The 21891-nt window shown below is 58.0% G+C and carries 32 protein-coding genes; 13 read left to right on the top strand and 19 right to left on the bottom strand.

All coding sequences use genetic code 11. The features are described 5' to 3' along the window. Positions 1–48: 48 nt before the first annotated feature. The 19 genes from G359_RS19515 to G359_RS19530 form a co-directional block, all read right to left on the bottom strand. Positions 49–2325, bottom strand: a complete 2277-nt coding sequence (locus tag G359_RS19515; protein WP_052699117.1) for a TIGR02594 family protein — start codon at positions 2323–2325, stop codon at positions 49–51. Between the two features lie 11 nt (positions 2326–2336). Beyond that, positions 2337–2810 carry a virion core protein, T7 gp14 family gene (locus G359_RS00115; protein WP_245279876.1) on the bottom strand — a complete coding sequence of 158 codons (474 nt, stop codon included), beginning with the start codon at positions 2808–2810 and terminating at the stop codon, positions 2337–2339. Continuing rightward, positions 2692–3312 carry a phage protein Gp13 family protein gene (locus G359_RS20850; RefSeq protein ID WP_082072741.1) on the bottom strand — a complete coding sequence of 207 codons (621 nt, stop codon included), beginning with the start codon at positions 3310–3312 and terminating at the stop codon, positions 2692–2694. The genes G359_RS00115 and G359_RS20850 overlap by 119 nt, the downstream gene beginning before the upstream one ends. Next, complete coding sequence (locus G359_RS20685) at positions 3309–5732, bottom strand: phage tail protein (protein ID WP_052699118.1); 2424 nt, start codon at positions 5730–5732, stop codon at positions 3309–3311. Before G359_RS20685 ends, G359_RS20850 begins: the two co-directional genes overlap by 4 nt. Next, positions 5733–6335, bottom strand: coding sequence for a phage connector family protein (locus tag G359_RS00130; RefSeq protein ID WP_045834466.1), 603 nt, complete (start codon positions 6333–6335; stop codon positions 5733–5735). Positions 6336–6341: 6 nt separating this feature from the next. After that, the gene (locus G359_RS00135; protein ID WP_045834467.1) at positions 6342–6638 is read right to left on the bottom strand and encodes a hypothetical protein; all 297 of its coding nucleotides are present in this window, start codon (positions 6636–6638) and stop codon (positions 6342–6344) included. Then, the gene (locus G359_RS00140; protein WP_045834468.1) at positions 6635–6940 is read right to left on the bottom strand and encodes a hypothetical protein; all 306 of its coding nucleotides are present in this window, start codon (positions 6938–6940) and stop codon (positions 6635–6637) included. Before G359_RS00140 ends, G359_RS00135 begins: the two co-directional genes overlap by 4 nt. Positions 6941–6995: 55 nt before the next feature. Continuing rightward, on the bottom strand, positions 6996–7478 hold the full coding sequence (locus G359_RS00145; protein WP_045834469.1) for a hypothetical protein: 483 nt from the start codon (positions 7476–7478) through the stop codon (positions 6996–6998). Next, on the bottom strand, positions 7471–7908 hold the full coding sequence (locus tag G359_RS00150) for a Bbp16 family capsid cement protein (RefSeq protein WP_045834470.1): 438 nt from the start codon (positions 7906–7908) through the stop codon (positions 7471–7473). Before G359_RS00150 ends, G359_RS00145 begins: the two co-directional genes overlap by 8 nt. Positions 7909–7981: 73 nt before the next feature. Next, positions 7982–8995 carry a major capsid protein gene (locus G359_RS00155; protein WP_045834471.1) on the bottom strand — a complete coding sequence of 338 codons (1014 nt, stop codon included), beginning with the start codon at positions 8993–8995 and terminating at the stop codon, positions 7982–7984. Positions 8996–8997: 2 nt separating this feature from the next. Next, entirely contained in the window at positions 8998–9798 is an 801-nt protein-coding gene (locus tag G359_RS19525; protein ID WP_052699119.1) for a hypothetical protein, read from the bottom strand. Further along, entirely contained in the window at positions 9782–10135 is a 354-nt protein-coding gene (locus G359_RS00165) for a hypothetical protein (protein WP_045834472.1), read from the bottom strand. Before G359_RS00165 ends, G359_RS19525 begins: the two co-directional genes overlap by 17 nt. After that, a complete protein-coding gene (locus tag G359_RS00170; protein WP_045834473.1) occupies positions 10135–11826 on the bottom strand; it encodes a portal protein in 1692 nt (563 codons plus the stop codon). The genes G359_RS00165 and G359_RS00170 overlap by 1 nt, the downstream gene beginning before the upstream one ends. After that, positions 11823–11972: a hypothetical protein gene (locus G359_RS00175; protein WP_156150626.1), complete on the bottom strand. Its 150-nt coding sequence runs from the start codon at positions 11970–11972 to the stop codon at positions 11823–11825. Before G359_RS00175 ends, G359_RS00170 begins: the two co-directional genes overlap by 4 nt. Positions 11973–12257: 285 nt before the next feature. Next, positions 12258–12521, bottom strand: a complete 264-nt coding sequence (locus G359_RS00185) for a hypothetical protein (RefSeq protein WP_045834476.1) — start codon at positions 12519–12521, stop codon at positions 12258–12260. 51 nt (positions 12522–12572) lie between these two features. Continuing rightward, complete coding sequence (locus G359_RS00190; RefSeq protein ID WP_045834477.1) at positions 12573–14084, bottom strand: hypothetical protein; 1512 nt, start codon at positions 14082–14084, stop codon at positions 12573–12575. 4 nt (positions 14085–14088) lie between these two features. Beyond that, entirely contained in the window at positions 14089–14382 is a 294-nt protein-coding gene (locus tag G359_RS00195; RefSeq protein ID WP_045834478.1) for a hypothetical protein, read from the bottom strand. Further along, positions 14379–14957: a terminase small subunit gene (locus tag G359_RS00200; RefSeq protein WP_045834479.1), complete on the bottom strand. Its 579-nt coding sequence runs from the start codon at positions 14955–14957 to the stop codon at positions 14379–14381. The genes G359_RS00195 and G359_RS00200 overlap by 4 nt, the downstream gene beginning before the upstream one ends. 430 nt (positions 14958–15387) lie before the next feature. Then, positions 15388–17016: a VapE domain-containing protein gene (locus G359_RS19530; protein WP_052699120.1), complete on the bottom strand. Its 1629-nt coding sequence runs from the start codon at positions 17014–17016 to the stop codon at positions 15388–15390. A 314-nt stretch (positions 17017–17330) separates the two neighbouring features. On the opposite strand from G359_RS19530, the gene G359_RS00210 reads away from it, so the two are divergent. From G359_RS00210 to G359_RS00260, 13 genes are all read left to right on the top strand, one after another. Next, the gene (locus G359_RS00210; protein ID WP_045834480.1) at positions 17331–17570 is read left to right on the top strand and encodes a hypothetical protein; all 240 of its coding nucleotides are present in this window, start codon (positions 17331–17333) and stop codon (positions 17568–17570) included. A 2-nt stretch (positions 17571–17572) separates the two neighbouring features. Continuing rightward, a complete protein-coding gene (locus G359_RS00215) occupies positions 17573–17887 on the top strand; it encodes a hypothetical protein (RefSeq protein WP_045834481.1) in 315 nt (104 codons plus the stop codon). Beyond that, the gene (locus tag G359_RS20260; RefSeq protein WP_156150627.1) at positions 17884–18039 is read left to right on the top strand and encodes a hypothetical protein; all 156 of its coding nucleotides are present in this window, start codon (positions 17884–17886) and stop codon (positions 18037–18039) included. Before G359_RS00215 ends, G359_RS20260 begins: the two co-directional genes overlap by 4 nt. Continuing rightward, the gene (locus G359_RS00220; RefSeq protein WP_045834482.1) at positions 18039–18791 is read left to right on the top strand and encodes an exonuclease domain-containing protein; all 753 of its coding nucleotides are present in this window, start codon (positions 18039–18041) and stop codon (positions 18789–18791) included. Before G359_RS20260 ends, G359_RS00220 begins: the two co-directional genes overlap by 1 nt. Before the next feature lie 2 nt (positions 18792–18793). After that, positions 18794–19045, top strand: coding sequence for a hypothetical protein (locus tag G359_RS00225; RefSeq protein ID WP_045834483.1), 252 nt, complete (start codon positions 18794–18796; stop codon positions 19043–19045). Next, positions 19042–19218: a Lar family restriction alleviation protein gene (locus G359_RS21070; protein WP_371198981.1), complete on the top strand. Its 177-nt coding sequence runs from the start codon at positions 19042–19044 to the stop codon at positions 19216–19218. Before G359_RS00225 ends, G359_RS21070 begins: the two co-directional genes overlap by 4 nt. After that, positions 19215–19460 (top strand): hypothetical protein, encoded by a 246-nt coding sequence (locus tag G359_RS00230; protein ID WP_045834484.1) that lies wholly within the window; start codon positions 19215–19217, stop codon positions 19458–19460. Before G359_RS21070 ends, G359_RS00230 begins: the two co-directional genes overlap by 4 nt. 104 nt (positions 19461–19564) lie before the next feature. Further along, complete coding sequence (locus tag G359_RS00235) at positions 19565–19924, top strand: hypothetical protein (protein ID WP_156150628.1); 360 nt, start codon at positions 19565–19567, stop codon at positions 19922–19924. A gap of 19 nt (positions 19925–19943) precedes the next feature. After that, entirely contained in the window at positions 19944–20180 is a 237-nt protein-coding gene (locus G359_RS00240; RefSeq protein WP_045834486.1) for a hypothetical protein, read from the top strand. Further along, positions 20161–20451 (top strand): pyocin activator PrtN family protein, encoded by a 291-nt coding sequence (locus tag G359_RS00245; RefSeq protein ID WP_245279877.1) that lies wholly within the window; start codon positions 20161–20163, stop codon positions 20449–20451. The genes G359_RS00240 and G359_RS00245 overlap by 20 nt, the downstream gene beginning before the upstream one ends. 1 nt (position 20452) lies before the next feature. After that, positions 20453–20668, top strand: a complete 216-nt coding sequence (locus G359_RS00250) for a hypothetical protein (protein ID WP_045834488.1) — start codon at positions 20453–20455, stop codon at positions 20666–20668. 428 nt (positions 20669–21096) lie between these two features. Beyond that, positions 21097–21405 (top strand): phage major capsid protein, encoded by a 309-nt coding sequence (locus tag G359_RS20265; protein ID WP_156150629.1) that lies wholly within the window; start codon positions 21097–21099, stop codon positions 21403–21405. After that, on the top strand, positions 21405–21719 hold the full coding sequence (locus tag G359_RS00260; protein ID WP_045834490.1) for a hypothetical protein: 315 nt from the start codon (positions 21405–21407) through the stop codon (positions 21717–21719). Before G359_RS20265 ends, G359_RS00260 begins: the two co-directional genes overlap by 1 nt. Positions 21720–21891: the final 172 nt, after the last annotated feature.

Below are 21891 nucleotides of genomic sequence, written 5' to 3' on the forward strand. Positions count from 1 at the left end.
CGCGCAAAAGCCTCGCACCGTTCTAGCGGGCGATGGTTGCGGGACAGATCAGCGGCTAAGAACGAAGTCCTCGTAACGCTGCTCGACCTCTGCCTTGCTCGGTTTCCGGCCTAGTTCGCGTTCAAGATCGCCCGCAATCCCGCGCCTGAGATCAATCGGGATGTCGTCATACTTGATAGCAATCTCGGCCGTGGAATCGTCTGGACGGTCAGCCAACTGGAACGCTAGGCCCGGCTTCTCGTTGGTTCCCCACAGCATGCCGGGCGTTTTGATCACGACAGGCAAGAGAAGCTTGTTGATCATCGACTGGACTTCGATCTGCGTCGGAGCCCGGTTGTTATTGGTGCGCTTGAACGTCTCCATTTCGTCGGCCAGTGCGTTCTGGAACTTTACGACCTGCTTTGCCGCATTCTCTTTTTCCGTGCCCTTCTTGCCAGACGTCGAAATGCCGACAGCCTCAAGCTGCGTTTGCGCCTGCGAGAACGCAGCCGACAGGTTAGTGCCGTTTTCGCGCGCCTTCCGCTTGTCCGATAGCGCATCTTGACGCCAGCCCCGCACCTTCTCCCAATCGGAATTGGAGAGCTTGTCGCGGTACTGGAACAGATCGACATTCGCGAAGCCTTCCGGATCGCTGGCGTACTCCGTTTGCAAATCGTAAAGCGTGCGGTCGTCCGTCTTCGGCTCGCCGTGCGTGCGAAGCTTTTCCTGATAGCTCATAAGCGTCGTCATGCCCGAGGCCCCGAGCGCTTGCTGATAGTCGAGAGGGATCTTGGACAGTTCCAAGCCCGGATTTTTCATAAGCTCGCCTTCGGCCCAAGACTGCACCTGTTCGCGCTGTGCATCGATCTGCTTCTTTTGCAGCGTGTAATAGCTGCTCAAAGCCTCTTGCGTTTCCTTCCGTTCCTTCGGATTTTTGATCGCCATCAATTGCGCGTTGATGTCCGCCAAGCCTTTCGGCCCATAGTTCGGCAGCGCGGCCGTCTGCTCGTTCACGGTCCCGGCAGTGCGGAACCCGAGAACTTTGCCGGGATCGAACGACGCCACGCTTACACGATTGCCCTGATTGCCGCCCAGGACCATGACTTTGCCGTTGCGGTCGAAGCCTTGGAAAAAGCCGACGTGTCCTTCCCATCCGTTCGGATCTCCGCGCGACATGACGACGATATCGCCCGGCTTAGGCTGGTCAGTCGGCATTCCGAAATTGAGGAATGACCGCGCATTCAATTTGCCCGTTCCCTCAACACCAGACGCGCCGAGCACGCCATTGACGAAGGCCGCACACCAGGGCGTCACGCGCGGATCGACGTTTAGACCGGCAGAGCGTTTGATAAAGCTCGAGATCGCGCCCGCGTCCGTTCGCTCGTTCAGGCCGATAAACTTCGACGCGATCTCATTGGCATGCACGCGCGCCGGTACGGCATCGCTCTGAGCGGGCTTAGGCGCGGGATCTTCGAGGCCCATGCGCGCGGCGCGCTCGCGCGTTGGACCGGGAGCCTCGTCGTATGTCTGCGACGGGATACCGGCGACAATGCTCGCGACGTTGCGGCTTGCCTTCTCCGCAAGAATTGGAGCTTCGAGCGCCTTGTCGAGATTGGCCTTGTCGACCGCAGTCAGCGCCGCAGCATGATCGTCGATGTACGTTTTAGCGGCCAGCGGATCGGCAAGCGCAATCCGCGTCGCGATGTTCTTGTGAACACCCGACGCGAAGTCCTTCTCTTTGAGGCTCATCGTCGCGGCGTCCCAGCCGTGCATCGCGCCCTGTTCTCGAAGTTCGAGAATACCGGCCGCGATGTTTTTATTGATCAGCGCCGGATTGTTGGCGTTCTCCAACGCGTCATTGGCAAACGTCTCAATTCGCGCCGTCGATGTTTCGTTGAACCAGCTTTTGCGCGCTTGCGCACTATGAACAACCGACTGCTGAAGGACCGACTGCAACCGGGACTGCGAGGCGTCCGAATAGCTCCGCGCCGCCCCGCCCGTCAGAGGCTTGCCAAATTCCTTGCGCTTCTCGTCGGCTTCCTTTTCGAACGCGGCGCGCGCGTCGACAGCGTTCCGGCCTTCGAGCGTCATGTATCCGCCTTCGCCGTACATTTTTTCGCGCAGCCAGTTCGAATAGGCGTTATCCGCGTCTTTCGCGCGGTTTGCGTCATCGAGCGCTTGCATTTGCGCCATTGCATCGGCCGCCTGACCCATGCCTTGCGCGAGCCCTTGCATGCCTCGCCCTGCGGCAGCGCCGAAGTCATCCGCCGACGCGCGCACGTCAATGCCCTGCTGGAAGTTGGGCCGCAGAGAGACGGTCTGCTGATATTCCGGAACCTTGACCACGCGACGCCCCCTTAAGAAATCGTGCCGACTGACGACTTGTATTGCCCGTAAGCCTTCGCCCCGCCGCCCAAGATCGTCCCCATAGCGCTCAGATAGCCGCCGCTCGATGCCGAGCTAGCGCTCATATTGCTTAGTTGCGCGCCTGCTCGCTTATTCGAAGCGTCGACTTTGTGCTCGTAGGCTTCACGATAGGAGTTTGTGCGGATCGTCAGCGCGTCAAGCTCGCCCAGCACCGCCGTATCGACCAGCGTATCGAGCGGAGAACCGAATGTCAGATCGACGCCGTTCGCGGCCATAGCCGCAGTCTGAGCGCCCTGTATCCGTGCGACCTCTTGGCGCTTTTTCTGTTCTTCGATCTGCCCGCGCTCAATCGCGTCTTTCGCCCGCTGATCGGCAATCTTCGCGTTCATGTTCTGCACTTGCGCGTTGAAGCGCTCGGCCTTCGCTGTCGCTTGCGCCTGCTGAACCTGACCGGCCGCGCCCATGAGCGTTGAGCCGAGCATAAGAGCCATCGTTATGTCGCACATCGGTCGACCTCAATTCGAAAATATAAAAGTCGTGGCCGCGATATGTGATCGGCTCAGAAAGCGTAAACCCCAGCCACCGCAGCCAGCGAACCGACACCTCGTTGCGAACATCGACGAAATTCGTCAGCTTCGAATATCTCTCTAACAGTTGGTTTCTCCATTCACGCGACCGGCGAAGAAACTCCATCTGATGAGAAAGAACGACATCGGTCCCGAGCAACCAGGGCGCGCCGACCCCGGCAAGAATGTTTAAATCGCCAACGCCGAACATCACCTCTGGACGGCCGTCAATCAGCCACGTCCAGGCGACCGACGACTTGCGAAGCGAGAACGCCAGGGCTTGCCCCGGCGTCTTTCCTGATGCCGCGTCGACCTCGAGCCTATCGGCCTCGCGCATCCGCCGCGCGATGCTGCGAATATGCTCTGGCCGCGCCCGAACGATCTGCGTCCGGGACTTCATTTGCCGACCGTCACGTCAGGCATGATCGCGAGAATTGTCATAGGAAGCGGATCGAATTGCTTGACGAACACGCGCCCGTTGTCGTTCCAATCCCACGGCGGCGTTATCTTGATGTCGCCGGTATAGAGCGCGATTGCTTCGTCCCACGCCTCGGTTGATCGCTGCTTATATTCGACTAAGTGCTCGCTGTTACGATCACCGTCATAAGGCCCGACGAAAATTCCGCGCGTCTTCTCAACGCGAAGCGTGACTTCAGAAACAGACTTCTGCCGACCCTGCACTGTGCCAAGCCCAGGCACCTGCCCAAGATCGAGGTTAAGCGTTTCGAGCGTCGCGACCATTGGAAGGCCGACGTGAACTTTCTTCGCCGCATTCGGCAGCACCACGCCGACGCCGCCCGTCACGTTGCCGACGACGAGATTGCGCACCACGTTGCCATCAGCCAGCGCGACGACAGCCTGCCCCTTCAAGTGATCGAGGCCCGTTATGATCTTCGCGGGCGCGCCTTCGTATGTCAGGCCGCAGTCGACGAAGAAAGCATCTTCGATCTTCTTGAACGCGCGCGAATGAAGCCGCTCGATATAGCGCTTCTCCGTGCCGTCAATCGTGCGCTTGACGATGAAATAAGGAACGTCTTCGATCCCCTCACGCGCGACAGTCACGTCCTCAAAAATCGCCGCTCCATTCGGGCCGCTTTCGTGGCGCGTCCATGCCCAAACGTCATGTTCTTTTAGATACGTCAGCGAGCAAAGCTTGCCGTTTTCCAACACGACCCAGACAATCGAATATGGAGCTTGCGCGTAACCCCACGCTTTGATCGTCTGATCTTCAAACAGATGCCGGGCAAGGATTGTCAGATCTTTGCCGTCGTATCCATTCGACGCGAAGTCGTAACTGAAATCTCGAACGACGCCGCCAGTCGCCTGCGAGAACAGCACAGTGTTTCCGACGACGACAGGCTGCACGCGAGACGAACCGCGATAACCCTGCGGATCAATTTTAATCGCAGACGGCGTGATCGCGTCCGAGTTAGACCCGCCGCTTACGACCCACTCAGCCCCCGACGTCAGAAGCATCAAGCCGCCCAGGGCAATCGCGCCGCGGATCTCGTTGACCTGCCGGGAGCGGATGCGGAACGTAACCGCGTCCGATGCCTTCGCCGGGCTCGAGTAGCCGAAATTCTCGTAATTCGCAGACTGCGATAGGAACCCCGCCTGCGGATCTTTCTTTGTCGAGAAGAAGCCAAGCCGCTGCTCGATGAATGTCGCAACGCGCGGATAATTGCCAGCACCTACGAACGGATTGCGGCCCGTCTGCGGCCCATCGGCCATGTCAGCGACTATGTTATTGTCGGTGAAAAGCGTTGTTTCTGATCGGCCGATGTAGCCGTAAATCCCGTTGCTTTCCTTGTAGATGATATAAGCCGACGCACCCGCGCGAGCGGTCCACGTCAGCACGTTTTTATTGTTGTTCAATGATAGGTCATTGACCGCCGTTACCGGACTGCTTGGCAGACTTTCCTCGCCGGTATCACCGTCTACGGCCGAAATGACATACTTCATTGGCTTGCCGTAAACGACTGTAATTGCAAGGCCGGTCGGAGTAGACGGCGCGCCGCTATCGGCCGCAGCCGGGATTTGCGGATCGACGCCGTTGATTTGCATCTGTTCAATGGTCGCCTCTGTCGTCGTCACTTCGACCAGAAGCCCTTGGTAATCTCCGTTGACTCGATAGAGCCGATAGAGAACCGCGCCAGCGACTGCGTTCCAGGTAAATTTAGTCTGCCGCCCGTCTTCCTTTTCCGTTTGCAATATACGACTGACCGTCGTCGAGCCCGCGCTTTCCGCGCCGCTCGCATTAACAGCGGTAACTCGGAACGACGCGTTCGTGTTGCTCCCGCTCTTGCGTTGGAAGTGCTCAGATACGGCGAGGCCGGTCGGCGCTGTGATCTTCGGCGCGAACGTCACCGGCGTAATCGTCCAATTGTCGTCTGCAAGCCGCGCGATCTTCTGCACCGGATAATCCGGATGGCAGAGATACATAACGTCAGCATCCTGAATATGATTCAGATCCCAGATGTCGGTATGCGCATAAGGCGTGACGACTTCGTAAGGAGCGCCAGATTTCAGGATCACGCCGCCGTCGCGAATGACCCTGAAACACTTGTCGCCAAACTCAAGCCGGTAAGTCTGTTCGGTGTTGAACTCGAACGGAATTTTTCGCGCGAACTTGGTGCTGTTCTTGATCTCGGTGACGAACTCAGTACCGGCCCGGTTCGACGCGCCGCCGTGCGGATGCACGAAGATATTGACCGCTGATCGGAGGCCAGACGAATACTTAGCCAGATCGACACGCGCGCCGAGCGCGGGCGATAGCTCACCGGCAGTAAATGACGGCTGATAGGCGCGAAGATCAGCCATTTATCCGCGCTCCGCGACAAGCTCGCTTTCGTGGTCCGATGTCTCGCGAACCTCGTTTGCGTCGGCCTCTGCCGCCGTCGCCTGCATCGCTTGCGCTAGCTGATAGCAGTCGGCACGTATTTTCGGATCTCGTGTCAGCGGCATCGCAATTCGCGTCGCGAGATGCCAGCTAAGCGCATCGATAAACAACGGAGAAAAGCGCGTCGGATCAGCGAGCTTTACAGTGTACCGGAGAAACGCGGGCGACAGATCGCAATAGATCGTCGTGCCCTCGGCATCGTGAGGATATGCAAGTTCTTCTTGCAGCGTCTTCGGGCCGGGATCGATAGTCGAATATTCCGGCCGAACCCATCGAACCTTGAGGCAATCGACGGGCCGCTTGTAGGCGTGCGCCCATCGGCCGGGCTTGTCGTTCGCCAATTCAGCGAGCGATTCCGTTTTGCCCGCAAACCGCCAGGGATAGACCTGCAAAAGCGTATCTCGCGCGTGCTCGTAGAACTGCTTGCAAGCGCGCGCTTCAGCGCCCGGCTCGTCTAGGCTCTGAATGTTTTGCTTGCCGATATTCGACAGGGCGAGATTGCAGATCGAAACGACCGAGGCCATGAGCGTTTAATTTCCTTCGTTCGGAAACAGGACGCTTGCGGCGTCCTTGTCCTTTGCTTTCGGCTCCATGCCCGCTTCGATGATTTCGAGGGACATACTGCGGCCGCCCTTGCTTTCGCTCATGCTTGACACGCGAACGGTTGCCGTCATCGTCATGAGTGTCCCGACGCGCACCGTATCGATGCCCATTGCGTCGATTTGCTTTTCATCGAAATAGAGCGACGGAAAGTATTCATCGCTCGTAGAGCCTTCCGGCTTGCTGGAAGGTTCGTCGTACTTTTGCCCCAAGCTGACGAGTTTCATTCCCCTGCCTCTTCTTCCTGATCCACCAACGACCCGCTTAGAACCGCCACCGGCAGAACTGGCAAATTGTTGTAGAGTTTGCTGCCGTCATCGATCACGACGACGCCTAAGACTTGCTGGTCATTGTGGAGCGCGGCGTCTGCATCGAGCACGTCGACACCAAGCACGCGCTCATTGCCGACGAAAAGAACATCAGCGTCGGCCTCGACAATTCCAATCACAGGCCGGTTGTTGAATAGAATGGTGCCGCTGGTTACGACCCTGACGCCGAGCACACGTTGCTCATTGAAGATCGAAGCCATGCGGCACCTGCTCTGCTTGGTTTATGAGAGAAGAAGGGCGCGAACGCCCTTCCGTTTAAATGTCGTCGCCAGTCTCGCCGGTAGAGCCCGGCGCGATCCAATCGGGCTGAACGCCGCCGATAGCTTCGGCCACGCCGTTGCCCGTCACCGTTACCGGCGCAGGAGCATCAGCGAACGGCCCGCGCTCGCTCTCGCTTGCCTCGACATAGGCCGCGATAATGCGGTCAGCTTCCGTCGCGTTGGCGACGTTCTCGCCAGTGATCGCTTTCGCAAGCGCTTTGCGATCTGCGGCTTTCCCATCCCGCCAATCGGCAGGAACGACAACAGGCCCGGCAGGTTTGGACTGATCGGCCGTCACTTCTGCCGGTTTCGATCCGCCCGTTTTGCCGTCGCCATCGTGGTCGCCCTTGCCGCCGAAAGAATATGGACGCGTCCACTTCGGCGGATTCTTCAGATCGTCCGGAACGTCGAAGATCGACCCCGGCTCTCTGATCTCGCCGCCGAAATAGCCACGTACTTTTGCAACGACTTTAGCCATTGGACTGGTTCCCCATCGTTACGCCCGCCGTTACCTTGCCCGCCGTCATCGGACCCGTCGCGACTGTGTAGTACAGACGCGCATAGCGCTCGTCCGTGCCGCGCGTGATGTATTCCGGAACGACGATGAAGCCCTGCACAAGTTCGGCCTTGCCGATTGCACGGCTCTGCCAAACAGTCTTTGCAGACGAGAAACTTTCGTTATCGTCGACTTCGAGAGAAAACTGCAAAGTCGCAGAGCCAGAAGCGGTGAACGCTTCGATCACCTGGATAAGCAACGGGATCGAGCACCCCTTGCCGATGTCGCGAGCGAGGTTCACGGCAGCGCCGTAGACGCGCCCCGTAGCGCCCAGGTCGATAACATTCGTAGATGCAGCCGACGCCGTAATTGCCTGCGCATCAGACAAAAGAGACTGATTGTCGAAGATCATTTTAAAGCCTTTCGTTTCGGCCTATCCGGCCCCCGTTAATGGATGGCCCGCCTGTTACAGCGGGCCAGCCGGATTATGCGTATGCCGGAACAAGCGCCTCGGTATTCAGAAGCGCGTCCGTCTCGCGGATCGGAATACCGCGATACGTCTTGACTTCCTTGCCTTCGACAACGGCCTGCGACAGACCCGTATAGTTCGCGTTTGCAGCAAGAAGCGCGCGGTCGCTCGACTGAGCGTCAAGGATTTCGAGAACGTCGCGGTTCATGTAGATCGCGATCCGGCTCGACTGAGCGTCGCGACGGCGCGACTGCAAGCGGTAGTACCCCTTGCGGAGCAGCGCCCACAGATCGACAGTGCCCGCCAGCATTTCGGAAACGTCGATGTTCGCGATACGGGCGTTATAGCGCCAGTCTTTCACGAACATGCCGATATGCCAGTTAAACAGCGTCTCCTTGACGTAGTAGGGATTGCCCGCGCTATCGGTAACGCGCTGCTCGCCCTTGTCCTCAATCGAGATGCCCGCCTTCATGCCCTTGGGATAGAGCAACGAGGTTGCATGATCGCCCCAGGTAACGAACCAGATCGACGTGTTGTCGCTTCCGGAGCCGCCGCCATGGATAACCTGCTCGCCCGCGCCAGGACCGCCGCGCACGGAGTAACGAGCCGATAGACCCTTGAACTTGTCAGGCGTCGTCGCCGTGTCGTGATAGAACAGACCCGTTGCCATTTCCTGATTCATGGCTTCGAGATACGGAGCGCTATCGACGAGACGCGCCTTTGCAGGATCGGGCGCAAGCTTGAGCAAGCGCGTATCGATTTGCGAGCCAGCTTCGAGGAAGCCGGTCGTATCGTCGACCTGCTGCATCGTCGCCTTTGACTGCGGAACGCCTTTGTAAAGACGGCCCCAGCCGACAGTCGGCAAACCTGTGCGGATCATGTGGCGATGCTGCGCCTGCATGTTGCACTCGGTCGCGATTGCGTCGTCTAGGATAGAATTTTGCTGATTGAGAATTTCAGCAACCGTTCCCTCAGCGGACCCCTTAAAGGCGTCGATGAGGTTAGGGAAAGATTTGCCAATAGTAGCCATGTTTAGCCTTTCGGAGCGTCACTAGGAAACAGGACGTGTGCAGGATCGGCAGGTTTGCCGGAACCGCCCGCGCCACCACTCGGCGGGGAATCCTCGCGGATCATCGCCCCGGCCTTCGACATGAAACGGATAAGCTCAGGATGGTTGCCGCCTCCACTGGCGTTCAAATATTCCTTCAGTGCTGGCGTCCCGAGCTTGTTGACGGCGCGCGTAGCTGACGCGACAGTCGCGTCCCACTTGTCGCCGCCGATTTCCTTGTCAGCCTTCGCGCTATCGGCCCAGCCTTGGATCGTTTCGCCCCACTGCTTCGCCTCTTGCTCGATCTCTGCGCGCCGCGTTTCGATGTAATCGTTCGTTAGCTCTTGAGCTTCGCGGTGCGTGTAGCCTTTGGCTTTGAGACGTGGACTGAGCTTGTCGAGCAATGCCTTGTCGACCTCTACGCCGTCCGGCATCGTCAGGTTATATTTGCCGTCTTCAGGCACCTGATCGAGCGGATCGGCGCTCTTTTTGTCCTTGTCTTCTGCCGGTTTCGTCTTGTCGTGCTCAGCCTTCGCCGCAGCGCTCTCCGCATCGCTCTTGCTCGGATCTGCGACGTATTCCTTCCAATCGGTCGGCGCTTTATCACCGGCAGGCGTAGCTTCCGCAGGCTTCGCAGGATCAACGGGCGCAGCCGGATCGGCAGGCTTCTCGTTGGGGAACAGGATCGTGCCTGGATCGCTCGGAGGCGTATTGCCGCCAGCGCCTTCATCATCAGGCGCGAAGAAAAACGCGGGAAAGAATACGCTTCTAAGCAATGTCTGCATCGTCTTCAGGCTCCAATTTCTCAGCAAGCGACTTCGCCGCTGCCTTGTCCGCTTCCCGAATTTCCTTCATCGCCAGCAGCAATTCGGGATAGAACTGCGGGTCGATCTCATCGAGCTTTGCGATCAGCTTTCGGCCGGCCGATTGCAGCCCGAGCGCGTAATTCGTCGAATTGTTTTCGCCTGTGTAAGCGTCCGTGTAGATCGCGCACTGTTCGAGCATCCAGAACAGAACGCGCTTGCCACCGGCCAACGCGAAGACATCGCGAAACGCCTTCGACATCTCCGCGCGTTCGATGATTTGCGCGGGCGAAAGTTGTTCTGTTAAATCCTCGCGCATCAGCCAATCCCCAGCTTTTGCAGCAGCGCGCCGCCGCCAGCGTTATTCTGAGCATCAGCGAGCACCGACGCGGCTTCCGCGCCCTGCTTTGCAGCGGGTGCCATTGTGGCCGCCATCGCCGCGCTTTCTGCCGCCTGCTGCTTCTGCGCGCGCGCTTGGCGGGTCTTCGCAACTTCATCGTCAGGCACAACGATAGACGGCGGCACGCCGATATAATCGAAGTACACGTCTACAGCTTCGTCCGCGTCGATCTTGTCGAGAACGTCAGGCTTCACAGCAGACAACTGACCGACGAACGCAACACCGCGCTCGATGCTTCCAGTCGCGACGGCCTTCTGAGCTTGCGCCAGCATCGACGTATATTCGATGCCGAGGTTTTTCTTTTGCAGATCAGGAGGCGGCGGCGGCAGCATTTCGCGCCTGTTCATGATCGCATAGGAGCGCTCGATAATCGGCTCGAGTTGTCCGTTGTAAATGTTTTCGAGCACCGGCCCGAGCGCCAGCAGCTTTTCTTCCTTGCGCTCCGCGATCTCGAATTGATTGCGCGGCTGAATGCCTTCCATGTTCGCCAGCATCAGGAACAGATCAGCGTAAAACGTGCGATCTACGCGCCTCTGCGTCTCGTTGATGTCCTCGCGAAGCTCGCCCAGGCGCAAATCAACCTGCATTGCAGGGCGGTAGCCGACGTTGGCGCTTTGGGCGTCGACGTAGGTAATCGAGCCCGGCAGAAGCGAAGCCGGGTTGTTTCGCATGCTCGTCGGTCCCGTCATCGGCGGCCGGACTTGCTTGTCTATGCCTTCGAGCTTCCGCGACTGCTCTTTTTGCAGCATCTTCACGTCACCGATGGCATCTTGCCCCGGCGACGTCGCGTAGTGATCATCTCCCGATAGTTCCCACGGCGGCGCGATAATCGGGTTTTCTTCGAAGCCGCTTTCTTCAAGAAGCTTGTCGCCGTCGCCGCCTTCCTCCCAATAGTTCGAGAGATAAGGCATATCCCACTTAGCCGCGCTGTCCGGATTGCGGTTTAGACGCGGCTCGATTGCCTGCCAGATAACGAAAGTCTCATCGTATCGGCCGGAATCATACTTCTCGCGGATGCGATTGCTGACGTTCTTCAGCCCGAAGCGCCCGACGATCCGCTGAACCGACCAGCGGAAATTGCGATAGAGCGTCGTCGCACGGCCCTTTTCATCGCGCGCGATCCAGAACGTCCCATGCAAAAGCTGGATCATGCGAATTACTTTTTCGTCGTCTTCGACGAGGATGCCGCACGACTGACCGAACAGGCCTAGATCGCCGTATCCTGTATGGAACGAGGTATAGAGGTTCGATGCCGAGAACACCTTGCGCATGCGTTCCTCGGTCAGAGACAGGTATTGCTTGACCGGCGCAAAGTCTCGCAGTTCCGGATCTTCGGCCGCGAGCTTGAACCAAGGCCGGGCTGGCGATGTCAGGCCCGAATGCATGCCTGATTTCAGCGTGCGATAGGCGAGCGTTCCCGTCCCGTCGATAATCTTCTTGCGCGAAGCGGCGCGTTCAGCACGCAATTGCGCGCGATACCGCGTCGGATCGACATTGTTCGCAAGCTCTTGCCAGTCGCTTTCCCACGGCTGGCGGATCTGCTTCAGTTCTTCGCAACGCCTGCGGTGATAGGCGATTTGCGTCTCGTTGCTCGGAGCGTTCGCGCTCATCTGAAGCCACCAATCTGAAACGCGTCGACTTCCACGTAATTGCCGACGACGTGGCCGCCGTCAGTTTTCGCTTCCGTGCGCTCGCCTGAGAGAAGAAAGGCCCGCGCGCCCCAGATGATCACCGGAGGCGCGGGGTTACGAGGCATTACGCCCTCGTGGACCTGCTTATTGCTTGCCTTGTCGAACAGCCGGAAACGCATGCGTTACTGCCCGAGCAACGTCTTTTTGCCGGTATCGCCTACCGACGTGACGCCAGAGCCAGACGTAAGAACCGTCTGCGTTCCGGCTCGCATCCGATCGAGCGTCCGTCTGGACGACGCCGAGCGAGCGGCATCGCCATCAGGAGAGCGCTGCTGAGCGTATTGCGTCGGCTCTTGGAGCTTTGGCGTAGATGAAGACTGCGGAAGAATGCACATAGCGGCACCTTTCGTTTAAACGGCTAAGAGATGGAGGGTTACGATGGCGACGCAGAACGTGCTGATGAACAGCGAAACGAATGCGCCTAAGCGCGATTGCGTCGCCTCAGCGACGTAGGACACGGCGAAAGGAAGCGCGGACAGAACGGCGAGCTTCACATAGAGAGCGTTATGTTCGATCAGATAGACCGCGATGCAGGCGGCAAACAAAAGGACGCAAAGCGCGCGCCCGTTAGCGGCGGCATTCTTCGCGATTGTGAGGCGTTCTAGTTCGCTCATTGCTGCACTCCGGATTAGGAGCGCACCAAATCACGCGAACGGTTGTCGCCTTCACTCGAGAGGGTCGTAATCGGTCGTGACCGAGTGATAGCTTTCGCCGTTGGCTGTCGTCTTCTCTTGCAAGCGAACCTTCTTCGCGACCGGCTCGGCAAACGTGAGCGCCAGCGCATCGCCCTTGTTTGGCGACGGCAGAAGGCGCTCTTTCATGTCTTCCTTGCTTTCGAGTTGGATCTTGCCATCCGTGCGAGGAACGGTTTCCGGCCCGACAATATCGTCATAAAGCTCCGTATCTTTCGGATCGATTGCGCCGCCCTGCTTCAGCCAGAGCTTCATGAGCCCCCACATTTCGGCGCGCTTATTCAGATAGCCGGGATCGATAGCCTTGCCTGAGAACCAAATCAGACGCCACGAGCGGCCCATGACATCGCCAGCGCTCTTGATGCCTGTGCCATAGCCCGCGTCGATGAACACCGCGTCGGCCTGATATTCATCTTCCAGGCTCGCGATCAGGTTCGCCATTTGAATGTCGTTATCGTTCCGCGGGATTGAGCGCAGATGCTTCGAATACAAGCCCTGCCGCATGTAGATCTCTAGGCTGTCGTCACCCGTCCATGCCGGATCGACGCCAATAATGACCGGGGCGAAACTGTATTGCTCACGCCGCAAATGACGATTGCGAGCGGCGTCTGCATCCGCTGTAGAAATGAACTGCATAGCCGACTGCTCCGGAAAGAGGCCTCGCACGCGGTATTTGAAAACGTCGCTATCCTCGCCGTATTGCTTCAGGAGGCGTTCGAAGAACTTCTTGTTTGTGCCTGGGACAGTCCGGCTATCGATGTTCCGCGTGACCCAGAAATCTCGGAAACGCCTGAAGCACTCACGGAACCGGCCGCTGTTCTGCGTCGGATTGCCGAACGCGACCCAGATGATCACGGTGTCTTCGTCCGTCATCGCGCCTTCAGCGACTTCCCAAACCTTCGGCGCGATACCGCTCGCCTCATCGAACAGGAGCAGGATTATCTTGCCTTGATTGTGCAGACCGGCGAACGCTTCCGTGTTGTGTTCGCTCCACGTCACGAAGTCCATGCGCCAGCTATCCGTGGCGACGGGATCTCTCGACTTGATCGATTGCGAGTTGATGTCGAACCAATGTCCGGTAATCGAGCGCTTGAACCAGCCGCCGACTTCCGGACTTGTCTTCGTCCGCATCTGCGTTTCGGTGTTGGCGGTAATAACGACCTTGGCATTTGCCCAGCAGGACATCGCCCAATTTGAGAGCATGCCCATTTCGGCAGATTTGCCGATGCCGTGACCAGACGCGACCGCGATCTGTAGCGGCTGATACCGCGTCTCTGGATCGGCCAAGTGATCGCGAATGACGCGGTTTATATCGCTCTGCCACTCACGCGGCCCAGGATGCTTTTCGAGATCGCCGTGCCCCCAATCCCATGCGACCTTAGACCAGCGGTCAGGATCGAACTGGCAGGAAGCGGCTAAATCAATGATCTCGTCGTTCGGATCTTGGTTGTGTCCGATGCCGACCTTGCGCTGAGCACTAGCCATTGCGTCACCAGTCGCGCCGGATCGGCTTGCGCGGATCGTGAGGAAGAGCGACGCCCCGGATTATCAGCCGCGTATAGCTCGCCATGTATTCCGAGCGCCACCGGCCCCAGAATAGCCTAGCACTCACGCGCTTGCCCTTGCCGAGCGACACGCGCTCGATGCGGCGCACTTGGAGATATGCGCGGCTGGCCTCGTCGACGAGCACATACGCGACCATGACGACCAGGACGATCAGCCCGAGCATCATCACATAGCCAAGGATCATCGCCGTTCGATCCATCACTTCCCAGGTGATCATTTGCCCTCGCGCTTTGCTGCACGCGCCAATCGCTCCGCGAGAGCATCGACGCCGTTCACTTCCAATTTGTCGTTGTAGAGGCTCAGATGCCGCGCAAGCTGATTGAGCGCTTTCGACTTGTCCGCGAGCTTCAGCACGAAATTCTGGTTGCGGTCATAGCCCCAGCCAACGATTGCGCGCCGCACGTCTTCGGGAAGCTTCTTGATGTCTCGCGGCTCGCTGATGCCATCGAGAACCATTCGCTTGCCGTCGACTTCGATAATCGCGCCGCAGTCGATGCCGTCCAAGTCGCTATCTTCAATTGGACGCGCGATCTCGATCAGGTCAGCCGGGTCATAGAACGCCATGCGCTGAATTTCGAGCAACACGCGTTCCGCGCTTAGGCCGGTCTTCTCAGCGCGTTCAATCTTGGCCGCGTCGATTGCCTCACGGACTTGAGTTTTTTCAAGTAGCTCGTGAGCGATGCGGGATGCAGTCTTCGGAGAATAGCCAGCACGTATCGCGGCCTGAGTTGCGTTCAGGTCGATCAGGTATTCGCGCACGAACAGCGCTTGCTTTGCCGTTAGCTCTGACATGCCGCCATGTTTACGCGGCGATGGTTGGCGTCATGCACGCACGGCGCATCACATCGCACCACAATACCGGCAGTGCTCTTTGATTTTAGTCCGCTACCGACTGCTACTGGCTTTCAACTCTGACCCGGTAGCAGTCCAACACTCTGATTTTATTGGCTTATTCCGGTCGGCTTTGCTGCTACCGGCTCACTTTCGCCAACATTTATATTCTCATGTATGATGTATATGCTTATCTCTATCCCACTTTTCACATATGTTTACCCTATATAGCTGGTAGCTGGTAGCAGAAGAGAGAAAAGAGCAGCAAAATCAGGAACTTGCCGCTGCTACCGGCTCTGCTACCGGCTCAAAATTAGCTGGTAGCAGGGCGTAGCTGGTAGCAGCCGACGAAAAGCGACCAAAGAAAAAGCCCGCTCTCGCGGGCTCCATCTCACCAATCTGTCGTAAGCGTCTCGGCTGGCGGTGGATCATCGCCCGCCTCATGCGGCCACCACTTCGCAAATTTCGGTTCGCCGCGAACGTAGGCTTTCACCTGCGCCCCGCGCCGCCGCAGGTTCTTAACATCAGGATCAAAGCCAAGCCCGGCCAGCGCCTTCTGCAACGAGCGCCGCTGTAGGTCGCTGATCTTATGCAAGCTGCCCTCATCAAGCCCGATCAGCTTCCACGCCTCACGTACCGGCAGCTTGATCTGCCCGTCCGGAATAACGCCGTCGAGCAGATCGCCCCACGCGCCGAAATCCGTCTTCGTTGTATTGGCCGCGTTGTTCGCTTCGTAAAGCTCGCCTTCAAGGTACAGGTTTTCGTCCGGCTCAGCGGCGACCGTTTCACTCCAAAGCTGATCACGAACAGCGGACAAGCCGTCGACATCGGCCTTACCGGCCTCAACGACCCAGAACCGCCGATTGCCCGTCAGAGAGGTCAGGAACCGCTTCTCGTTCGACGTGCCGAACAGGATGAATTGCCGCTGCACTTCCGTTTCCGTCCGCGCATACGCCTTGCGCGCGCGATCCGACTGCGTTGTCACGAAGTGCTTAATCGTCTCGACCTCGCGACGGCCCGCGCCGATCATCTCAGCCATCTCGATCAGCCACTTGCCGGAAGACTGTTCGATTACCGTCTTCGCGTCCGATCCGATGCGAAGCTGATCACCAAACCAGCGCGCGTCGGGACTGAGCGCGCGGATCAGCCGGGACTTGCCGAGATTTTCCGGCCCGTTCAGCACCAGGACGTGATCGAATTTGCAGCCCGGCAGGCGCACGCGGCGAACAGCGGCGCAAAGCACCTTGCGCGCGAACGCCCTATTCAGCGGCGTTGCCTCGACACCAGCGTAAGTCTCGAGCCATCCGTCTAAACGCGGCACGCCATCCCATGCAGGAAGCGCCGCGAGATAATCCTTCACCGGATGGAACGACTGACCGCGCGCGACGCGCTCGATCACCGGGACGACGTTGGAGAACTTCGGCGTCATCTGCCGTTGTTCGAGCCATTCCACGATGCGCGATATGTCGACATCGTTGACGCCACGCGTCGACCAGTCGCCCGGCTCCTTGTCCCACGGCGGCCGACGAACGATAGAGACGCGCCCGGCGAACTCGTCATATCCGAGCACGCCTTTCATTTCCTTTTGGTTTTCGAGAAGCAGCGCCCAGTTGAACGTAGCGCCGGGCTTTATTGCGCCCTTGTCTGTCTTCACGAACGTATCGGCCCAGAACTCGCTTGCAGGGTAACTCGCGCCCGTATGGATATTCGTAACCGTCGCTTCTTCCGGCTTCTCCTGCTGCGTCTGCTTAAGCTGCTGGATGATATCTTGCGAAGACTTCCCGGCAGGAGCAGGAGGCGCGGCAGGGGTTACGGTCGACGGCCGCGCGGCAGGCTTCTCAAAGTCGCCAGGGAATTGCTCAGCGCGCCACGCCCGCCACTCGTCGACCGGCATGGCCGTTTCGCGCATGTAAGTGTCTAGCTCGACCTTGCCCCAGCCATCAGCCACCGCGTCGGCGCAATCCCAGCCTTTCGGCGGCAACTTGCCCGACTGCCAATCTGCGAACGTGTATTTTTCCATAATTAGTCCCGGCCCGAATTGCGCCGAGCCGTGCTCGGGTCGACAGCATGGCCGTCAACGGTTGGCAATGCGATTGAGGCCCATCCGCCAATCGCAACGCAAAACACATCATGTTGTGGGTCGCGGCCATTAAGGTTACTGGCAGACCGCAATATCTTGTGCTGTGAAGATTTTTTTGATGCTCTTTCGATCACAACACCCGCCCCGCTTGATGCGCTAGACGTACATCATCGTTGCGAATATCGCAACGGGCTATTGACGCGGTGTGGATCGATGTGTGAATGTTGCGGCCATCGCAACGGAGAGCACATCAAATGCGTCTGTACTTCATCGCCTGCGCTATCAGCGTGGACAATTTCGACCAGTTCGCAATCGCGCCCAGCAAGCAAACCGCGTTGGACCTTTGGGCACAGGCTTGGGATCTCGACGCGCGCGAGCGCGCAACCGCCCACGTCTTCGAGATCAAAGCCGCAAAAGTGACGAGCGAGACGCCGCGCCTTCTCGACTGGGACGGAGCCGACATCGTTCGGGTCCATGACGAAGTGGAGCATTGATCATGGACATTCTGCCCCGCACTCTCGAGCAGATGGAGCTTCGCCGCACTCGCTACGAAGTCCAGCTAGTCATCGGCGGCAATAGCCGCATCGTCGGCTACACGGCCCGCAAAACGCGGGAAGCGCTGAACGAGTACATCGCCAAGTATCGCGATGAGATTGTTAGGCACATCGGAGATCCGGACAGCGCCTATTACGGCGCAGGTCCAGGCCGCATCGACATCAACGACGACGTTTCTATTGCCTTCACCGGCCGGACCGAGCGCGACGCGCGCCGAGCAATCGACCGCGAGCTCAACTCGGAGGTCGCGGCATGATCTCGAAGCGCATCTGGAAGATGAGCCGCAAATTGAAATCTCGGCATGGGATCACCGGAAAATCTGACCATTATTACGTGACCCGCGAAGGATGGTTTCTGTTCGGTGTTATCCCGATTTACGTGCGCGATATTGATGTGGAGGTGTCGTGATGACAGTCCGCATCATCGACACCGAAACGACCGGGACCGATCCAAGCGCAGATGAGATCTGCGAGATTGCATCCGTCGACCTGAAGAAAGTCGACGGCCTGTTCTGCGTAAGGAACCCGTTGTCGACGTTCGCCGCTATCTCGAAGCCGATGCCTCCCGAGGCGTCGGCTGCTCATCACATCGTCGACAAGGATCTGATAGGCGCTCCGCCCATCGATCAGGCGCTAGTTCCGTTTACCGAGCACGACGACGCAGAGCTTGTTTTCGTCGCTCATAATGCGGACTTCGAGCGCGCATTTTTAAAGCCTTGGCTTAGATCGCAGCGTTGGATCTGCACTTATAAGGTTGCGCTTCGCGTGCTTCCGGATCTGCCGAGCCACAGCAACCAGTTCCTTCGCTATTACTTCGGGCTTGTCGAGCCCTTCGGCATGGCGCGGGAGAGCATCGCCCCGCACCGCGCGCTTTCCGACTGCTACGTGACCGCCGCAGTATTCGTGCAACTCGCGCTGCTTTCACCTAGCTACGCGCAAATGTTCGCGTGGAGCGACGAGCCGCCGCTTAAATCGCGGATCACGTTCGGCAAGAAGCACAAGGGACTTCGTTACGACGATCCGGCAGTCCCGACGAGCTATCTGCGATGGATCATCAACGAAAGCGACCTGGACGAGCCGACGAAGTTCAGCGCCCAGCATTGGCTTGACCAGCGGGCAGAGGCCGAAAATCAAAAACTTATGGCAGGGAGCCTGATTTAAAAATGACCAGCATCACACCGACTACAGACCTATTCGCCACGTTGAAATTGACCGAGGACGACATTGAAAACTGGCGCAAGCAGCTTGATCAGCTTGCAAGCGACACGTCGCGCAGCGCCCGGTTCCTGATCGCGCCAATCGGCCGTTGCGTCGTCGTCGTCGACGAGGCGCATATCTATGACGGCTACGACAGGCAAAAAGCGATTGCGCTCTACAACGCCGCTCCGAAGACGAAGAAGGCGACATCACGATGAGCGAGCCACTTAAGCCATGCCCGTTCTGTGAGCCTTTATATTCGGACCCCGTTCTTGTGACCGGAAGCCCAGGCAATTCCTTCGTAATGTGTAGAGGCTGCAATTGCGCGACGGATGATGGCACGGCGGAACGCGTTGTCGGGCTTTGGAATCAGCGAAATGGGCAGCAATGACCGAACTCGAAATGAAGCTGGCGTCGGCCCTGCTGTACGCGAAGGGGAAACTTAAGCTGTACCGAGGAGCGCACATCGGCGAATATATCGGCGGCGTTGAATACGCAGAGCTTATGCGGATCATCGACGACGCACTCGACGCGACCAAGAAGAAGCCAGCGCCGGAAGCAGAAGGGATAATGACCCAACCCCGCCGCTATGACCCGCTCAGCCGCGAATACGACGACGAGATACCCGATTGACGACCGAGCCCGGCGAACCATTGCCGGGCTTTTTATTTGCCCCCATTGACGACTATTGCGCTCTGATGTTATGTGTTGTGGAAATCGCAACACAGAGCCGCAACATGAAAAAGAAATTCCCAACCATCGAGGTCAAATCCGCCACCGGCGGCAAGGTCTTCATTACTTGGCGCGATGTGAAAGCCAACCGCCGCTATCACATCTGGTTCAGCCGCGACCAACTCGATCACGTTTTTTATTCGAACTGGATCGATCCGCAGGGCAAGAGCCGAGGCCGAACGCACAAGCGCCTAAAGGCGAGCGCGAAGAAATGGGCACCATTCATGGCCCACATTCGCGCCGTGCTCGCGGCCCGGCAGATTTCCGAAGCCCGAGCGGCTTTCAATCTCAAACATGATTCAGCACGCGCCGCCGCGTTCAAATTGCTGCCGCGCATCCCGACCGCTGAACTCAGGCCCTACTGACACCAGGAGGCAATGCACAATGTACGGCACCACTTGCACCATCGAGCGCGACGGCGAGCAGATCGAGGTCGAAGTCGAATATTCTCTGACGCCATACTACCCGGCCCAGACCTACGGCCCCGCAGAGAATTGCTACCCGGCAGAGGGCGGCGAGATCGACGAGCTTACCGCCTACCTCGACGGGGAGAAGTTCGAACTGACCCCCGTCGAAATGCAAGCCGTCGAAAAGCGCATCTATGAAATCGACCTTTGGTGATGCCATGAACACAGCATTCCTTTTGATGGCTCAATATGAAGGCAAGGCGGTCATTCCGCTTGACGACGTTTGCCGCGACTACTTCAGCCACCTGACGCCCGCGAAGCTTTCATATAAGGCGACCGCTGGCGAGATCGATTTGCCGATTGTGCGGATCGAGACGAGCCAGAAGGCCGCGCGCGGCGTTCACCTTCAGGACTTGGCGGCATGGATTGACGCCCGCCGAGCAGCGGCGCAGAAGGAAAACGATCAGTTGCAGGGGAGACGGTAAAGTGAAGGTTGAAATTCACGGCAACGTGCGCGGCACGCCGGAAGTACGCAAGATATGGGAGGGTGAACTGTCTGCTTTGCCCCGACCAGACGACTACATAGTTCTAGATGAGGACAAAGCCGCCCTTTCAGTGCGCAATGTCATGATCATCGCGCCAACGAACAAAGCAATAATCAACGTGTGGGCACCCGAAAACGAGTACCCTGCGATAGACTAATGTTGTCAGCTTCAAGGGAGGCGATGAAGCAATGAGCGAAGAAAAATTCTTTCGATCCCTCGTCTTACAGTCGCTTTGGATCTTGATCGTTTGCGCGTTCGGCGGCCGACCGAGAGGCAGGGCGGAAGAATTGCGCGGCGAACTTATCCGCTACTTTGATGAGCACGGAAACCAGACCGAGAGCGCACACGAGTATCGGCGCACGACTACGTTCCCGGCTCTGCCAGCAGAAGACCAGCTTCAAGGGAGGCGCTAAATGCCAGTTATCTACTATTGCGATAGGTGCGGCACAGAGCACAAGATCACATCTAGGCCGAAGGTAATACCGACCAGGATAACGTGTCGGTGCGGAGTTACATTGACCATAGACGACCCCGAATTGCGAGAGTTGCCAGAGGCAGAAGAACAGCTTCAAGGGAGGCGATAAAGTGAAGGAATCGCAAACCTATCCATCCTTAATCGACGCATCCGGGAGCGCGGCGGAAAGTATTGTCGCTGAAATCCTGAATAAGCAGAACCCGATTTTGGATGACGCTATTTTAGACATGCAAGCGCCGCATCGCTACCTGATCCGCATGGACTTGCCAGGAGTTGATTGGGGGCAACTCTACAGAGGCGTGCAAATTTCTTATGAGGCAAGGCAGCGCTTCAATGGTCGCAACTGGCGACGGATAAAGCGAGAAGTGCGAAAGGCCGTAAAAGCAGCGAAGCGCGAACGGCTTCAAGGGAGAAGATGATGGACCCAGCCGACCTAAACGACCCCGCGACGGCAGAGGCTTTTGTGCGCGAGAGCATCGCAGACCTTACCGAGACGATTGCAAAATTTGAAGCAGCCGCCGAACAGAAGATTCAGGGATACCGCAAACGCTTCCCTGCAAATTCATCGTTGCTGCTGGATCTCTATCATTCAGTGCGCGAGGAGTTGCGCGAAACGACGGCAGATATGAGGATGCGGCGCAATCTGCTTCTTGGAATTATCGAGCGCGTCGAGTCGACGAGACGCCACCACGAGCCGATCAGATTAGGGGAACCGATCAGCACCCCCGAGTGACCACATAAGTATTACATGACGAATGAAGCCCGGCTTAACCCATTGCCGGGCTTTTGTTTTTTCAGAGCGCCGTCCAATCCATCATGGGTGCGATACTGAATCGGTGATGCGCTGAAATCGCTGAATTATTTGACATTCCCGATGAAATCCGTTGCGCATGTTGCTGTTAACC

This window comes from Hyphomicrobium sp. 99, assembly GCF_000384335.2.
Taxonomy (GTDB): Bacteria; Pseudomonadota; Alphaproteobacteria; order Rhizobiales; family Hyphomicrobiaceae; genus Hyphomicrobium_B.

Coding starts and splice junctions, on each gene's coding strand:
- G359_RS00240 (WP_045834486.1), top strand. CDS start 19,944: ATGTACGGCACCACTTGCACCATCGAGCGCGACGGCGAGCAGATCGAG.
- G359_RS00150 (WP_045834470.1), bottom strand. CDS start 7,908: ATGATCTTCGACAATCAGTCTCTTTTGTCTGATGCGCAGGCAATTACG.
- G359_RS19530 (WP_052699120.1), bottom strand. CDS start 17,016: ATGGAAAAATACACGTTCGCAGATTGGCAGTCGGGCAAGTTGCCGCCG.
- G359_RS00235 (WP_156150628.1), top strand. CDS start 19,565: ATGAAAAAGAAATTCCCAACCATCGAGGTCAAATCCGCCACCGGCGGC.
- G359_RS00115 (WP_245279876.1), bottom strand. CDS start 2,810: ATGGGCGCGGCCGGTCAGGTTCAGCAGGCGCAAGCGACAGCGAAGGCC.
- G359_RS00155 (WP_045834471.1), bottom strand. CDS start 8,995: ATGGCTACTATTGGCAAATCTTTCCCTAACCTCATCGACGCCTTTAAG.
- G359_RS00170 (WP_045834473.1), bottom strand. CDS start 11,826: ATGAGCGCGAACGCTCCGAGCAACGAGACGCAAATCGCCTATCACCGC.
- G359_RS20685 (WP_052699118.1), bottom strand. CDS start 5,732: ATGGCTGATCTTCGCGCCTATCAGCCGTCATTTACTGCCGGTGAGCTA.
- G359_RS00190 (WP_045834477.1), bottom strand. CDS start 14,084: ATGGCTAGTGCTCAGCGCAAGGTCGGCATCGGACACAACCAAGATCCG.
- G359_RS00130 (WP_045834466.1), bottom strand. CDS start 6,335: ATGGCCTCGGTCGTTTCGATCTGCAATCTCGCCCTGTCGAATATCGGC.
- G359_RS00140 (WP_045834468.1), bottom strand. CDS start 6,940: ATGGCTTCGATCTTCAATGAGCAACGTGTGCTCGGCGTCAGGGTCGTA.
- G359_RS00200 (WP_045834479.1), bottom strand. CDS start 14,957: ATGTCAGAGCTAACGGCAAAGCAAGCGCTGTTCGTGCGCGAATACCTG.
- G359_RS00165 (WP_045834472.1), bottom strand. CDS start 10,135: ATGCGCGAGGATTTAACAGAACAACTTTCGCCCGCGCAAATCATCGAA.
- G359_RS00210 (WP_045834480.1), top strand. CDS start 17,331: ATGCGTCTGTACTTCATCGCCTGCGCTATCAGCGTGGACAATTTCGAC.
- G359_RS00145 (WP_045834469.1), bottom strand. CDS start 7,478: ATGGCTAAAGTCGTTGCAAAAGTACGTGGCTATTTCGGCGGCGAGATC.
- G359_RS00175 (WP_156150626.1), bottom strand. CDS start 11,972: ATGCCTCGTAACCCCGCGCCTCCGGTGATCATCTGGGGCGCGCGGGCC.
- G359_RS19525 (WP_052699119.1), bottom strand. CDS start 9,798: ATGCAGACATTGCTTAGAAGCGTATTCTTTCCCGCGTTTTTCTTCGCG.
- G359_RS00220 (WP_045834482.1), top strand. CDS start 18,039: ATGACAGTCCGCATCATCGACACCGAAACGACCGGGACCGATCCAAGC.
- G359_RS00215 (WP_045834481.1), top strand. CDS start 17,573: ATGGACATTCTGCCCCGCACTCTCGAGCAGATGGAGCTTCGCCGCACT.
- G359_RS21070 (WP_371198981.1), top strand. CDS start 19,042: ATGAGCGAGCCACTTAAGCCATGCCCGTTCTGTGAGCCTTTATATTCG.
- G359_RS00260 (WP_045834490.1), top strand. CDS start 21,405: ATGGACCCAGCCGACCTAAACGACCCCGCGACGGCAGAGGCTTTTGTG.
- G359_RS00245 (WP_245279877.1), top strand. CDS start 20,161: ATGAAATCGACCTTTGGTGATGCCATGAACACAGCATTCCTTTTGATG.
- G359_RS20260 (WP_156150627.1), top strand. CDS start 17,884: ATGATCTCGAAGCGCATCTGGAAGATGAGCCGCAAATTGAAATCTCGG.
- G359_RS00135 (WP_045834467.1), bottom strand. CDS start 6,638: ATGAAACTCGTCAGCTTGGGGCAAAAGTACGACGAACCTTCCAGCAAG.
- G359_RS00225 (WP_045834483.1), top strand. CDS start 18,794: ATGACCAGCATCACACCGACTACAGACCTATTCGCCACGTTGAAATTG.
- G359_RS00195 (WP_045834478.1), bottom strand. CDS start 14,382: ATGATCACCTGGGAAGTGATGGATCGAACGGCGATGATCCTTGGCTAT.
- G359_RS00185 (WP_045834476.1), bottom strand. CDS start 12,521: ATGAGCGAACTAGAACGCCTCACAATCGCGAAGAATGCCGCCGCTAAC.
- G359_RS00230 (WP_045834484.1), top strand. CDS start 19,215: ATGACCGAACTCGAAATGAAGCTGGCGTCGGCCCTGCTGTACGCGAAG.
- G359_RS20850 (WP_082072741.1), bottom strand. CDS start 3,312: ATGAAGTCCCGGACGCAGATCGTTCGGGCGCGGCCAGAGCATATTCGC.